At 59.3% G+C, this 13,703-nt stretch carries 11 protein-coding genes; 2 read left to right on the top strand and 9 right to left on the bottom strand.

The window, feature by feature from the left end; genetic code table 11:
- From AC13RC_RS12820 to AC13RC_RS12840, 5 genes are all read right to left on the bottom strand, one after another.
- Positions 1 to 1,679 (bottom strand): dipeptide ABC transporter ATP-binding protein (locus AC13RC_RS12820; protein WP_488557339.1); only part of this gene is annotated, 1,679 nt, incomplete at its 3' end.
- Positions 1,676 to 2,542: an ABC transporter permease gene (locus AC13RC_RS12825; protein WP_145318365.1), complete on the bottom strand. Its 867-nt coding sequence runs from the start codon at positions 2,540 to 2,542 to the stop codon at positions 1,676 to 1,678. The genes AC13RC_RS12820 and AC13RC_RS12825, both read right to left, overlap by 4 nt.
- Positions 2,539 to 3,489 carry an ABC transporter permease gene (locus AC13RC_RS12830; RefSeq protein WP_488557340.1) on the bottom strand — a complete coding sequence of 317 codons (951 nt, stop codon included), beginning with the start codon at positions 3,487 to 3,489 and terminating at the stop codon, positions 2,539 to 2,541. The genes AC13RC_RS12825 and AC13RC_RS12830 overlap by 4 nt, the downstream gene beginning before the upstream one ends.
- On the bottom strand, positions 3,470 to 5,101 hold the full coding sequence (locus AC13RC_RS12835; RefSeq protein WP_488557341.1) for an ABC transporter substrate-binding protein: 1,632 nt from the start codon (positions 5,099 to 5,101) through the stop codon (positions 3,470 to 3,472). Before AC13RC_RS12835 ends, AC13RC_RS12830 begins: the two co-directional genes overlap by 20 nt.
- Positions 5,102 to 5,413: 312 nt before the next feature.
- Positions 5,414 to 5,794 carry a pore-forming ESAT-6 family protein gene (locus AC13RC_RS12840; RefSeq protein ID WP_113354375.1) on the bottom strand — a complete coding sequence of 127 codons (381 nt, stop codon included), beginning with the start codon at positions 5,792 to 5,794 and terminating at the stop codon, positions 5,414 to 5,416.
- A 481-nt stretch (positions 5,795 to 6,275) separates the two neighbouring features.
- Between AC13RC_RS12840 and AC13RC_RS12845 the strand changes: the two genes are divergently transcribed.
- Complete coding sequence (locus AC13RC_RS12845) at positions 6,276 to 7,271, top strand: ABC transporter substrate-binding protein (RefSeq protein ID WP_488557342.1); 996 nt, start codon at positions 6,276 to 6,278, stop codon at positions 7,269 to 7,271.
- A gap of 209 nt (positions 7,272 to 7,480) precedes the next feature.
- Entirely contained in the window at positions 7,481 to 8,917 is a 1,437-nt protein-coding gene (gene eglC / locus AC13RC_RS12850) for an endo-1,3-1,4-beta-glycanase EglC (protein WP_113354373.1), read from the top strand.
- Positions 8,918 to 8,992: 75 nt separating this feature from the next.
- On the opposite strand, the gene AC13RC_RS12855 is transcribed toward eglC, so the two are convergent.
- The 4 genes from AC13RC_RS12855 to AC13RC_RS12870 form a co-directional block, all read right to left on the bottom strand.
- Positions 8,993 to 9,385, bottom strand: coding sequence for a GFA family protein (locus AC13RC_RS12855; protein WP_488557343.1), 393 nt, complete (start codon positions 9,383 to 9,385; stop codon positions 8,993 to 8,995).
- 115 nt (positions 9,386 to 9,500) lie between these two features.
- Positions 9,501 to 10,811, bottom strand: a complete 1,311-nt coding sequence (locus AC13RC_RS12860; protein WP_488557344.1) for an HlyD family type I secretion periplasmic adaptor subunit — start codon at positions 10,809 to 10,811, stop codon at positions 9,501 to 9,503.
- Entirely contained in the window at positions 10,808 to 12,547 is a 1,740-nt protein-coding gene (locus tag AC13RC_RS12865) for a type I secretion system permease/ATPase (RefSeq protein ID WP_113354370.1), read from the bottom strand. Before AC13RC_RS12865 ends, AC13RC_RS12860 begins: the two co-directional genes overlap by 4 nt.
- Before the next feature lie 334 nt (positions 12,548 to 12,881).
- The gene (locus AC13RC_RS12870) at positions 12,882 to 13,655 is read right to left on the bottom strand and encodes a siderophore-interacting protein (protein WP_488557345.1); all 774 of its coding nucleotides are present in this window, start codon (positions 13,653 to 13,655) and stop codon (positions 12,882 to 12,884) included.
- Positions 13,656 to 13,703: the final 48 nt, after the last annotated feature.

The raw sequence follows: 13,703 nt of genomic DNA on the forward strand, positions 1-13,703 counted from the left end.
CGCGAAAACCTCGGCACGGATGCAATAAGTTCGCGTGTATAGGCATGGTGAGGCCGTTGGAAGACCTCTTCGACAGATCCAGCCTCGACGATCGCTCCTTGCTTCATGACGACGATCCGATGGCTGATATGCTGGATCACCCCCAGATCATGCGAAATGAACATCATCGACAGGCCGAGCCTTGCCTGCAGATCGACCAATAGATCCAGAACCTGGGCTTGCGTCGTGACATCGAGTGCCGAAACCGGCTCGTCACAAATCAGAAGTTTCGGCGCGGCCGCAAGAGCCTGGGCGATCGATACGCGCTGGCGCTGGCCACCTGAAAGCGCGGTCGGCCTCCGGGCGAGCAAATCCGGCGACAACCCGACCAGATCCATTAGACCGATGATCTTCTCGCGGCGCTCCGATCTGCCGAGACCGCCATGAAGCAGCAGAGGCTGTTCGATGATGCGCTCGACGGTGAAGCGTGGGTTGAAGGAGCTCAACGGGTCCTGGCTGATGGTCTGTATTCCGGCTCTGAGGGGGCGGCGAATGCGTTCTGAAAGCGCGCTCCACGGTCGCCCTTCGTACAGCACCTCCCCCGCATCCGGCCGCTGCAGCGCCAGCGCAATCTTGCCGAGCGTGGTCTTGCCTGAACCGGATTCACCGACGACACCCAGCGTTTCGCCGCTGCCGATATGAAGCGATACGTCCCTGACGGCGCGCAGAAGACTGCCATCCGCGTGCCTGAAACTCATCGATACGTTGCGTATCTCCAGCAGACGCTCGGTTGAGCAAACGGGCTTCCGGAGCGGCAAGGGCGTATTCGCTGCACTGAGGCGGCGGCCGCGATTGACCGCTGTAGGTACGGCTGCCAGGAGCCGCCAGGTATAGTCATGCTGTGGATCTGACAGGACGCTGCGCGCCAGGCCCGTTTCCACCAGCCGGCCCTTTTGCATCACCGCGACCCGATCGGCGAGCTGGGCGGCAACGGAGAGATCATGCGTGATCAGGAGGATGCCATGGCCGGCAGCGGCCAGTTCCTTGAAGATGGCGAGCACTCTTTTCTGGACGCTGACATCCAGCGCTGTCGTCGGTTCGTCGGCGACGAGCAAGCGCGGCTGGCCGGCAAGCGCGGAGGCAATCAATGCCCTTTGCCGCAATCCGCCGGACAATTGATGCGCATATTGCCCCATCCGCAAATCCGGCTCGGGAACACCAACACGTTCCAGCAATTCCACGACATGTTGCGATACGAGTGAAGGTGGTGCCAGTCGATGCGTGAGGATGGGCTCGGCGATTTCGCGACCGACCGTCCTCAGGGGATCGAGCGATACGAGCGCATCCTGAAGAATGAAACCGATTTCGCGGCCGCGCACATGGCGCCAGGCTTTTTCCGACAGGTCAAGGAGGTCGAGCGGCCGGCCATCATGCGCGCTCAGATCCATCCTGTCGGCTTTTACCACGGAGCGCGATCCGGCGAGGCCGACAATCGCCCGGGCCGTTACAGACTTTCCGGAGCCGGATTCGCCGACCAATGCGAGGATCTCGCCAGGCGCGATTTGTAGCGACAGGTCGCGAACTGCATCCACGCGGCCCTGCGGGGTCTGAAAGGCCACATTCAACCCTTTGACCGCAAGCAGCTGGGGCGGCTCGGAAGCGGTGGTCTGAAAGTTTCGAAGGCCGGACTGAATATTCATCGCAGATCTCCCGTTGCGAGGAGGGTTTGCAGCCGGCGGCCCAAAAGCGTGATCGAAATGACGGAAAGCGCAACCACCGTCGCCGGCAACAGGCTGGTCCAGGGCGCGATATCGAGAAAATTGCGGCCATTGGCGAGGAGCGCACCCCATTCAGCCGCCGGAGGCACGACGCCCAGGCCAAGGAAGCTCAAGGCCGAAGCGGACAGTACCGAACTACCCACACCAATTGTCGCGAGGATGAGAAGTGGCCGGATGGCGTTGGGGACGATATGCCGGCTGATGATCGTCCACGGATGCTCGCCAAGTGCCACAGCATGTTCGACATAGCCCGACAGCTTAATGTGAAGCACCTGCGAACGGATCAGCCGCGCGTAGCCGGCGATGCTGGCAAGCCCGACCGCCAAGAGCGTGTTCGCAGGCCCGCGGCCGAGAACGGCAATCACCAGCAGCGCGAGCAGCATTTCCGGAAAGGCAAGCAGGATATCGATGATGCGTAGCAAAAGCCGGGCAATCGGCCTTGGAGCCAGTGCAGCCGTCGTCCCCAACACGATCCCGCCGAGACTGGCAATCAGGGTCGCACCGATGCCGATGGTCAGGGATTGCGAGGTGCCGTAAACCACGCGCGAAAACAGATCCCGGCCCAGTTCGTCGGTTCCAAACCAGTGTTGCCCATCAGGCGGCAAGAGGATCGCATTCGGATCGACTGCCTCGGGATCGAGAGCAGAGAGCCATTGGGGCGCCCAGACCGCTACACAAAGAAGGACAAAAAAGGCGAAGGGAACAAGCAGTCCGAAAGACAGCCAGACGGGGCGTCTGCGCGTGATGCGGCGCTGCCCGCTTTCAGCTAGCACGACATCGCTCAAAGGCCTGTCCTCCTTAGACGTGGATCGATCACAAGGTAGAAAGCATCGACCAGCAGATTGACGATAACGAAGACAAGGGCAGACAGCATCACCAGACCGAGGATCAACGGCATGTCGCGGGTCTTGATCGCCTGAAGCGTGATCTGCCCGATGCCCGAACGGCCGAATACCGTCTCGGTCAGGATCGAGCCGCCTAGGGTGCTGGCAAGCAACGTGCCGGTGAGGGTCGAGGCCGCCAGTGCGGCGTGCCGCAAACCATGTCTGACACGCAGGACCGTCTCGCCGACGCCGCGTGTCCGCACGGTCAGAGAAAACGGCTGGGACAGCGCCTCCTCCAGGCCGTCGCGCAATACCTGGCTCAAGAGTGCGGCGAGCGGCAGGCTCAAGGCAATGGCGGGCAGCACAAGCGCCGATGGTCCATCATTGCCTGTGACCGGAAACCATTCGAGATTGAAGCTGAAGACCGACAATAGGACAATGCCGATCCAATAGACGGGCGTGCTCAGAAGGATCAATTCTATTCCCGAGGACAGCAGCGTCAGGCTTTTGCGACGGCCTGCGGTTGCCAAGGCCACGCTGATCGCCAGAAGGAGAGCAAGCACGATCGCGCTGCCGGCGAGCTGCAATGTCGGCCCCGCAGCCTCATAGATCACCTCTGAAACAGGCTGTCTGTACTGGTAGCTTTGTCCGAAATCGCCACTTAAGGCCTTGGCGATATAATGCGCATATTGCAGCGCAAGCGGCTGGTCGAGGCCATATTGATGCACCAATGCGGCCCGCTCTGCCTCATCGACGACGTTCTCCCCGCCAGCCAGGATCGCGACGGGATCGCCGGGAATGAGCTTTACGGCGATAAAGGCAATCGTTGCCGCGCCCCAAAGCACGGCAACGATCACCCCGGTCCGCCGCACAGCGGTTTGGAAGAGCTTAGCGGTCCAACCAGGCATCGTAGAAATTCGGCTTCGCATTGGTGGCCCAGGAAATGCCATGCAGGCTCTTCGAGGCGCCGAGCTGATAGGCGGCTACGAAAAGTGGTACGGCATAAGCCTGCTCGATCACTTCCTTCTGTATCTCGGCATAGAGTTTCTTACGCTCGGCATCGGAAGCCCCGACCGCTTTCGTCAGCTTTTCATCGAGGCTTTTGACGCGAGACGCATTCTGACCGGCTGGAGGAATATAGGCCGAATGGAATACCGTGCGCAGGATATCGGGCTCCGCACGCACATAGTAGAAGGACACGAGATCGTAATCATTGGCATTGGCGCGAGCGGTCCAGCCACCGGAATCGACTGGATCGAGCTGCAAATCGAAACCCGCCTGCCGCACCTGATATTGAATGGCCTGCGCCAAGGTCACTTCCGTCGCGGCGAGCGAGGTGCTGTCGTAGACATAATGCAGGGTCAGCCGGCCGCCATCTTTTTTGCGGACACCATCGGCGTCCTTCTGTGACCAGCCCGCCTCGTCAAGCAGCCGGTTGGCCTTTGCCAGATCGAAGCCCCATGAGCTGGAAATATCGTGGTCATAATAGAGCGTCGAGGGGCCGAGGATATTGTCGGCCGGCTTCAAGGTTCCGAAGAAGGCAGCCTTGACCGCTGCCGGTCCATTGACGGCGCTCTGGAAAGCCTGCCGCACCGTCAAGTCCTGAAATGGTCCCTTCGAGGTGTTCAGGAAATAGGCGCTGTTGACGCCCGGGTTTTCCCGCGTCACCACCTGCAGCTTGCCGTTACCCTGAACGGAGCGATAATTTGCCGGCGGCACCGCGTCGATCGCCTGCAACTGACCGCTTGCCAGCGCACCGAGACGCACGGAAGCCTCCGGCAGATATTTGAAGACGATCTGATCGAAATGGGCCGGCCCTTTATGCGCGGCATAGCCAGGACCCCAATTGTAGTCCGCACGGCGGCTCAGCTTGCTGCCGCTGCCCTTCGTAAAATTGTCGAGCACGTAAGGACCCGATCCGATGACCGTATTCGTCGTGCTCTGCGCCTTCTGAAGATAGGTCGATGATTGAATGCCGAGATAGGGAAGGCTCAACCCCTGCAGCAAGGGCGCGAAGGACTGGCGATAGCGGATCACGACCGTACGGCTATCCGGCGCCTCGATCTTGTCGATCGGTCCGAGCAGTGACTTGGCGTAGCTCGATGTCGTCTTCGGATCGAGAATGCGATCGAAATTGTATTTGACCGCGGCTGCATCGAGCGGAGTGCCGTCGCTGAATGTCACGCCCTGACGCAGACGGAAAGTATAGACGGTATTGTCGCCGTTGATGTCCCAGCTTTCTGCCAGCCACGGCGTGAACTTGTTGTCTTCGGCCTGCCCGACAAGCGAGTCGACGATATTGCGGGTAATCAATGCCGTAACCGAGTTGCCCGTGATCGACGGGTCGATAATGGAGGCATCCGTTGCCAATCCGACGTTGAGAATGCCCCCATCGACCGACTTTGCCGTATCGGATGCGGCATTTGCGACAGTGCCCATCATCGTCAGAAAAGAAAATGCCAGGGCAATGCGGATCTTGCTTCGCCCGATGGTTTTCGCGCTTGAATGCGTTTTTCTCATATCCCGTCCCTATTTTGGCCGCCACGACATCGATCATGCGGCCAAAAGGCCGCTCGGCACCGCGCGGGCTGAACGGCACGATAATTGTCTATAAAAATACTAGACTAAAGGCATTGTGATGCGTTTATGCGAAGACAGGCGGAAATCCGTTTCAAGATCGCTGAGGCCGTCAGCGGCAACCTGACCGGTGGCGCGTTCATTGGCGTTGGAATGATCTCAAGCAAACTATGAGGCAGTTCGAAGCGATGCGGATGCCAAACGGATACTGCACATGGCAAGCTGCGACGGCTCGCACCGTCGCAGTTTTGCATTTCATTTTGGAAGTTGCGCGCCAGCCTGCTTCACCGCATTTGCGATGGTTTCGCAAAACTGCTTTTCGGTCACGTTCTGCGCTTTTGTAATGGCTGCAAGATCCTGATTCACGCCCATGGCGGAGATCTTGCCTTTTTCACCCTCTTGTTCGGCCGCCTCGCCCTTCGCCGTATCCGAGGGCGCCGGTATGAGAGCGAGCATTTTCGTTTGAGTCTCGACAGCAGCCCCATCGATGTGGCCTGCATTCTGGCAATATTTCAGCACGCCAAGTTGATTGCGTGCCGAATTATAAGCCAATTCCAGTTGGTCGTTTGATACCTGTGCATAGCTTGGCGCGGCAAATCCGCATGCCACGATACCGATCAGAATGATCTTCCGCATATGAAACTCCTGATTGCTTCAACATGCTGCGATCTATCCTCGATCGTCCTGAAGGCAATAGCTGCAAAGTCGGAAAACGCTCTACCCACGAGAGCATCGCTGCGGAGGGTCAAAAGAAAGCTGAAGCCTTCGATATGATCGTGGTCGCCAACGGAACTGCCCGTTCCCTCCGCAGCTCGCGCGCAGGTCCGTTCGGCAGCGATCAAACGGATCTCCAGCTTCCGTGTCGGGCATAAGACGCCGATGACGCCGGTAGCATCCGTTCATTTCCTGTGGGAAAGCTTCAAACTTCATCCGGCCAACACATGGCATCGGGATCGATGTGGCAGTAATCCGGACGCGCCCGGACGGCTTTGACTGTCCGGATTTGCCTCTGCGTGGCCGTTGCGCTGCCGGGGCATCGCAAGAGCGAAGGAAAAGATCAACGGCTTCACCCGCGACATCCTTCGACAACAGCAACATCAGGACCTGGAGGTCTTACATGAAGAAGCCTATTGCTGCCGCCGTCTTCGCTGCAGCACTTTATACATTTGCCGGCGCCGCGCATGCCGATTGCGGTTCGGTCTCCATCGCCGAAATGAACTGGGCTTCGGCCGGCGTTGCGGCAAATGTCGACAAGATCATCCTCCAGGAAGGCTATGGCTGCTCGGTCGAACTCCTCACGGGCGACACGCTGCCAACATTTACTTCGATGAACGAGAAAGGCCAACCGGACGTTGCGCCGGAACTTTGGATCAATGCCGTGCGCACGCCGCTGGATCAGGCGGTTTCCGAGGGACGGTTGGTCATCGCTGCCGGCATTCTTTCCGATGGCGGCCAGGATGGTTGGTGGATTCCGAAATTCCTCGCCGACGCCCATCCCGATATCAAGACCGTCCAGCAGGCGCTGGAACACCCGGAACTTTTCCCCGCGCCGGACGATCCGAAAAAGGGCGTCATCTACAATTGCCCGCCCGGCTGGCAATGCCAGGCGTCGCTCGGCAATCTCTTCCGGGCGCTCGGTGGCGAGAAGAAGGGCTTTGAAATCGTCGAGACCGGCTCTGCCGCCGCTCTTGACGGCACGATCGCCAATGCCTTCGAAAAGAAGACGGGCTGGCTTGGCTATTATTGGTCGCCGACCGCTATCCTCGGTAAGTATCCAATGGTGCGCCTTTCCTTCGGCGTACCCCACGACAAGGCCGAATGGGACGCATGCACCTCGGTCATGGATTGCGCCAATCCAAAGGTCAATTCCTATCCCGTCTCGGAAGTCTACACCGTCGTCACCAAGAGGTTCGCCGATCAAGCCGGGATTGCGATGGACTATCTGAAGAAGCGGAAATGGTCGAACGATCTCGTCAACAGCATTCTTGCCTGGCAGACGGACAACCAGGGCACCAATGAAGATACCGCCCGATATTTCCTGAAGACCCATGAAGACATCTGGACGACATGGGTAAGCCCGGATGTCGCTGCCAAGGTAAAGGCCGCGCTCTAAATTCTGGCTTTTGGGGACGCGGTGAACCACTGCGTCCCGGCCCCATAGCCATGAGCGCGAATGCTCCAACAGCACTTTTGGACAGGTTGGCGAAAAAACTTGCCGTCGGGGGTGGGCAGAAAAACAATGCACGCTATTTGATGCATATGAGCGGGGAGAAATATTAGCTCGATGGAGGAGGTCGTCCGGCACGAAGGAAGAGGATTCTCATGCCCAATTCAGTTTTGAATGCTCTTGGACAGCCACTTTACTATAGCGATACGTCGACAGGTTTCTTTTCCGCCACCGGCTCTGGCCCGGTGCTTTACGGCACCGCCGGCAACGACTCCATGTGGGGTGACGCCTCCGTCAATGTGACGATGATGGGCGGCACCGGCGACGATATCTACTATCTCTATTCCAGCATCAATCACGCCTATGAAGCATCCAACGCCGGCGTGGATACCATCAATACCTGGATGGATTATACGCTGCCCGAAAATTTCGAAAATCTCACGGTCACGGGCAATAATCGCCATGCCTATGGCAATGACGCCGATAACATCATCACCGGCGGCAGCGGCAGCCAGACCATCGATGGCGGTGCCGGCAACGACGTGCTGACGGGCGGTGGCGGCGCCGATACTTTCATCATCAGCAAGGGCAACGGCAGCGATCTCATCACCGATTTCAGCGATGACGACAAGGTCAGGCTCAATCAGTATGGCCTGACGTCGTTCGATCAGGTCGTCAGCCATTCCACGCAGGAAGGTGCCAATGTCCGGCTCGATCTCGGTAATGGCGAAAGCCTGGTCTTCGCCAACAAGACCATCTCCGACCTGCATGAAGACCAGTTTCAGCTCGGGCTCGACAGATCGTCGCTCACTCAGACTTTTTCGGACGATTTCAATACGCTCTCGCTGCACGAGGGGACGCAGGGCACCTGGGATGCTAAATATTCCTGGGCGCCGGACAAGGGCAGCAGCCTGAATGATGAACTGCAGTGGTACATCAATCCTTCTTATGCACCGACCGCATCCGCCAACCCCTTTTCTGTCTCCGACGGCATTCTGACGATTACAGCGAAACAGACGCCGGACGCGCTGAAATCGATCGTCGAGAACCATGATTATACTTCAGGCATTCTGACCACTCACTCGACCTTCTCGCAGACCTACGGCTATTTCGAAATGCGGGCAGAGATGCCGCATAATCAGGGCGTCTGGCCCGCTTTCTGGCTGCTGCCGGAGGATGGTTCCTGGCCACCGGAACTCGACGTGGTGGAAATGCGCGGACAAAACCCGACCACGGTCAATGTGACGGTTCATTCGAATGCCACCGGCGAGCACACGAAGACCTCTATTCCAGTGGAAGTGCCAAGCACCGATGGCTTCCACAATTACGGCGTGCTCTGGGACAAGGATCAGATCGTCTGGTATTTCGACGACGTGGCCGTTGCCCATGCCGATACGCCGGCCGATATGCACGGGCCGATGTACATGCTGGTCGATCTCGCAGTCGGCGGCGTGGCGGGCACGCCGACGGACGGTCTCCCGAATGGGTCGGAGATGAAGATCGACTATATCAAGGCCTATTCCCTGGACGATCACAACGCCCAGCTTGCCGCCTCGACGCAATCCGCCCACACGACGGACTGGCACATCTGACCGCATCGAACAACCAGTGAGTCAAAGCAGGTACTTCGGACGGATTGATCCGGCCGAAACCAACCGTCATCGGAGCTATTCCTCGAAGCGGCTGGTACTCTCGCGATCGCGTGCGTATCGCTTCTCGAGCGGGAAAGGCGGCAGCCACGATTCGCGACGGATGGTCCATAGCTCGTAAGTGGGCTTTAGCTGGTCGGGAGCATCCAGGGAGCCTAGATTTATCTCGATTTCATCCGCGGTGCGGGAAAAAACGGAGGAGCCGCAGCGGGGACAGAAGAAGCGCCCTGCATAATCCCGGGCTTCGCCGTCGATCTTGACCGCGCGCTCGGGGAATATCGCAGAGGCATGAAAAAGCGCGCCATGATGCTTGCGACAGTCGAGACAATGGCAAAGACCGACCCGGTACGGCCGACCCGATACCACAAATCGGAGGTCGCGGCATAGGCAACCGCCCTCGTATTGATCCATGTTACCCTCCTCAAAAGTCAAGCGATGAAGCGTTTGCATCGACCGCTGCGCAATTGATCGCTGTGAGCAATGGCGCTCCCGCACATCACGACTCTGCGCCGATGCACCTATATGCCTAATCCTCTTTGAACGCTCGCCTGATCTGGTCGGTCATCGGCTTTGTCAGATAAGCAAGGACGCTTCGTTGGCGCGTTTGCAGGAAGGCCTCCACAGGCATGCCGGGCAACGGCGTAAGCTGCCGCAGCCGATCCCATTCCTGCTTTGCCACCTTGACCCGCACGACATAGTAACTTTGTCCCGAACGTTGATCCGTCGTCAGATCCGCCGAGATCGTATCGACATGCCCGTTCAATTCTGGTGTGATTCGTTGGTTGAAGGCAGGAAAACGCAGGGACACCGCCTGTCCCGTGGTAATCTGATCGATATCCTGTGGCGCAAGTTTAAGCTCCGCCACCAGCGCGTCCTTATCCGGCACCACCTGCAGGATCGCTTCTGCCGGCGAGACAACCGCTCCTGCGGCATGGATGCTTAGCTGGTCGACGATGCCAGCCTGCGGTGCCTTGATGTCGATCCGTTTAAGATCGTCCTCGGCTGCGATTAGACGCTCGGAAAACTGGCCGCTGTCGCTCTCCGCCTGGCGCAGCTGATCGGACACTTCCGAGCTGTGATCGGCATCGATCTGCAGTATCTGCAGCTCTGTTTCTGCGATCTTTCCTCGGGTCTGGGCTATAGACGAGACGAGATTGCCAAGATCGCCGTTCAGCGAAGCGCTTTCCCGCTGCAACGAGTAGACCTTCGTCGCCGAAATGATGCCCTGATCGAGCAGGCCTTCGAGGCTTCCGAGCTCCTTGGCGATGAGCGCGATTTCCCGCCGCTTGCCCTCTTCCTGGGCGACGAGACCGTCAATCTCCTGCCTGAGCTGCTGAATGCGCTCGTGAAGCTGCGATTTCTGCCCGTCGCGCGATATCTGACGATCGCGAAAGAGCCGACGCTCGCCTGCCAGGATAGCTGCCACATCAACATCTTCGGCAAACGAGAGCAGATCGGCCGGAAAGTCGATATCCTGCCGGCCGTCGCGCTCCGCTGCCAGACGCGCCGTGCGGGCAGAAAGTTCGTTGAGCCGTTTGCGGATGATCGAGAGGTTGGCTCTGGTCTGGGTGTCGTCAAGCCTGACGAGCACCTGACCGGCGGCGACATGATCGCCATTCTTCACCAGGATCGCACGGGCGATCCCACCCTTCAAATGCTTTACTGGCTTTACATAGCTGTCGACGACAAGCGTGCCGGAGGTGACGACCGCGCCGGAAATCTTTGTAGCGGCGGCAAGGCCGCCCATGACGCCGAACAACAGCAAAATGGCGGCTATCACCAACAGCGACAGGCGGCGGATCATTCGTTCGTTCGATGACGAGGCCTTGCCGATCATCCGTGCGTCTCCCCGCCGGCGATGGCCAGATGCGTCGTTCCGAGCTGCTTGGGCGACGGACCGAGGATGTCCTTCTTTGGCCCGAATGCCTGGACCTGGCCGCCGGCAACGATCATGACCCTATCGGCGGCGGCAAGAGCGCTTGGCCGGTGGGCAATGACGATCGCAATGCCACCCCTCTCCTTGACGCCTGCGAGGGCCGCCGTCAGTGCCGCTTCGCCTTCCGCATCCAGATTGGAATTCGGCTCGTCGAGAAGCACCAGAAAGGGATCGCCGTAAAGCGCCCTCGCCAGGGCGATACGCTGCCTTTGCCCGGCCGAAAGGCGCGATCCGCCTTCGCCGATCTTGGTATCGAAGCCATCCGGGAGTTTGACGATCATGTCGTAGACACCCGCCGCTTTCGCCGCCGCAATGATCGATTCGGTTCGCATGTCCTCAGCAAAACGCGAAATATTCTCGGCGATTGTGCCGTCGAAGAGGTCTACATCCTGCGGCAGATAGCCGATATGCTGCCCAAGTTCATCGGTATCCCATTGCGAAAGAGCGGCACGATCGAGCCGCACGGAGCCGATTGCAACCGGCCACAAGCCGGCAATTGCACGTGCCAGCGAAGACTTGCCCGATGCGCTCGGGCCGATGACGCCGAGTATGGTTCCCGCCGATATCTTGAACGAGACATTGCGCAGGATAAGATCGCGGCTGCCGGGCGACGTCACGGTGATATTCTCGACGCTGAGCTCCCGCGACGGTGCGGGCAAGGCGAAAGCCTGCTTCTCGGGCGGCGCGGCGTCGAGGAGTGCGGCAAGCCGAGTCCAACCCTGGCGTGCAGCCACAAAACCCTTCCATTGGCCGATCGCAAGCTCGACGGGCGCCAGCGCCCGCGTCACCAGGATCGAGCTTGCAATGATGATACCTCCCGTCGCTTCCTGGCGAATGACGAGGATCGCGCCGACGGCAAGGACACCGGATTGCAGCATCATGCGTGCAATCTTGGCGGCGATGGTCAGCGCGCCGACACGGGTGCTCGCTATCGCCTGGTGACTGAGATAATCCTCATTCATGACAGCCCATTTATCGGTGAGGCGGCCGGAAAACCCCATAGCAATAGCAGCCTCCCAGTTCCGCCGCGCAGCCTGAGCAAAGCCGAGGCGTGCTGCCGAAGACCTGGCCGCCTCCAGCGCCGGTCGACGCGACAGCATTTCGGCAGCCACGGTAATGCCGACGAGCAGCAAGGCGCCGCAAAGAGCCGTAAAGCCGATCCAGAAGTGGAACAGAAAGCAAAGGATCAGATAGAACGGCACCCATGGCAAATCGAAAAGCGCCGTCGAACCGGTACCGGAAAGGAAGGAGCGGATCTGCTCGAGATCACGCACCGATTGCAGCCCATCGTCCGACGTCTGTTTTTTGCTCGGCAGGAACAGAAGCGCGCCGAAGACCTTCCTGTTTAGACGCTCATCGAGCGACATGCCGATGCGCACAAGCAGCATGGAGCGCAGGAATTCGATTACGCCCTGAAACAGATAGAGGGTCACGACGATGATGACGAGACCGGACAACGTCGGCAGGCTATGGCTCGGAATGACCCGATCATAGACCTGCAGCATGAAGAAGGAGCCGGTCAGCGCCAGCACATTGATGGCCGCGCTCGCCAGAGCGATGCCGATGAAGGCCTTGCGAAGCGCCGACAACATCAATGCGACGAATGTCTGCGGCGGGTCTTTCGGGACGGCAAGCACCTTGCGTCGATCCTCAACATTGGCCGTCGCGTACGGCAGGGATTTACATGACGCCCAAAGCACCGCCTCCCGCTCGGCGCATGGACCTGCAAAGCGATCGCCTATGGCTTTGCCACCATTCCCGCTTCAAGCCTAACCTTCAACGATCCCTTGCAATTTAGGAAGTCGAAATCTATCCAGAATGCAGTTTCGGTGAACCCAACCTTATCGCGGAACGCCTTGTCCACTTGCGGGACAATTGCGCCATGAAATGGGGCAGCAGCCTGTTCCGGCAAGATGCGTGACCTATCATATTAGGATGAGCAGGCGGCATCTTGCCGCCTGCCTCCCGCGTTCAATCGAATTTCTCCGTCGCGTCCGCCTTGCCCTTGACCCAATAGCCGGACGCCTTGATCCAGCTCAGCGGATAGCCGCGGTCTTCGACGAGGTAGGAGCGCAAGGCGCGCGTGACGGAGGCTTCGGCGGCAATCCAGACGAACGTGCCGGGCACCACATCGATCGACTGCAATATCTTCAGAAGCGAGGACGGATCCGCCGCTTCCGAAAGAGGCCGATATGCCCAGCGCATATCCAGCTGCGCATCGGTTTGAAATGACTGATGTTCATGGGCATCGGCAACCGCGGCGATCGCCGTTATATGTGCCCCCGCACGTGCCTCCTCAATCCGGCGGCCGATGGCCGGCAGCGCCGTCTCGTCGCCGATGAGCAGCCAGTTCTCGATATCTGCGGACACGACGGCCGAGCCGCGGGGACCGCCGATCTCCAGCCTGTCGCCGACGCGAGCGTCGAGCGCCCATTGCGTGGCAGGGCCTGCCTCATGGACGGCAAAATCGAGGACGAGTGTCCGCGCGTCGGTGTCGTATTGGCGAGGCGTATAGTCACGCCGCTCCATCTCCTCGCCGGCGCCCGGCACCATCACCTTGATGTGGTCGTCGGGCGCAAGGCTGACAAAATCGGCGAGATCTTCGCCGGCCAGCCGAATGCGCAGCATGCCGGGCGTGATCCTGTCGATGGCCGTTACAGTCAGAGTGCGCCGCTTCAGTTCATGGCGCACGCGCTCGATCTTCGGAGCGGAGACGGCCGGGTTGGAATTATGGGGGGTATCCATGAGTGTCCTTTCGAGGCGCCTCGATCTCGATCCGCAGGACATAGTCGC

The sequence above is a fragment of the Martinezella sp. CNPSo 3890 genome, from assembly GCF_057784455.1.

Excerpts from the sequence above, each read along its gene's own strand:
- AC13RC_RS12830 (WP_488557340.1), bottom strand. The coding sequence starts at position 3,489 with ATGCCTGGTTGGACCGCTAAGCTCTTCCAAACCGCTGTGCGGCGGACC.
- AC13RC_RS12835 (WP_488557341.1), bottom strand. The coding sequence starts at position 5,101 with ATGAGAAAAACGCATTCAAGCGCGAAAACCATCGGGCGAAGCAAGATC.
- AC13RC_RS12840 (WP_113354375.1), bottom strand. The coding sequence starts at position 5,794 with ATGCGGAAGATCATTCTGATCGGTATCGTGGCATGCGGATTTGCCGCG.
- AC13RC_RS12845 (WP_488557342.1), top strand. The coding sequence starts at position 6,276 with ATGAAGAAGCCTATTGCTGCCGCCGTCTTCGCTGCAGCACTTTATACA.
- eglC (WP_113354373.1), top strand. The coding sequence starts at position 7,481 with ATGCCCAATTCAGTTTTGAATGCTCTTGGACAGCCACTTTACTATAGC.
- AC13RC_RS12855 (WP_488557343.1), bottom strand. The coding sequence starts at position 9,385 with ATGGATCAATACGAGGGCGGTTGCCTATGCCGCGACCTCCGATTTGTG.
- AC13RC_RS12860 (WP_488557344.1), bottom strand. The coding sequence starts at position 10,811 with ATGATCGGCAAGGCCTCGTCATCGAACGAACGAATGATCCGCCGCCTG.
- AC13RC_RS12870 (WP_488557345.1), bottom strand. The coding sequence starts at position 13,655 with ATGGATACCCCCCATAATTCCAACCCGGCCGTCTCCGCTCCGAAGATC.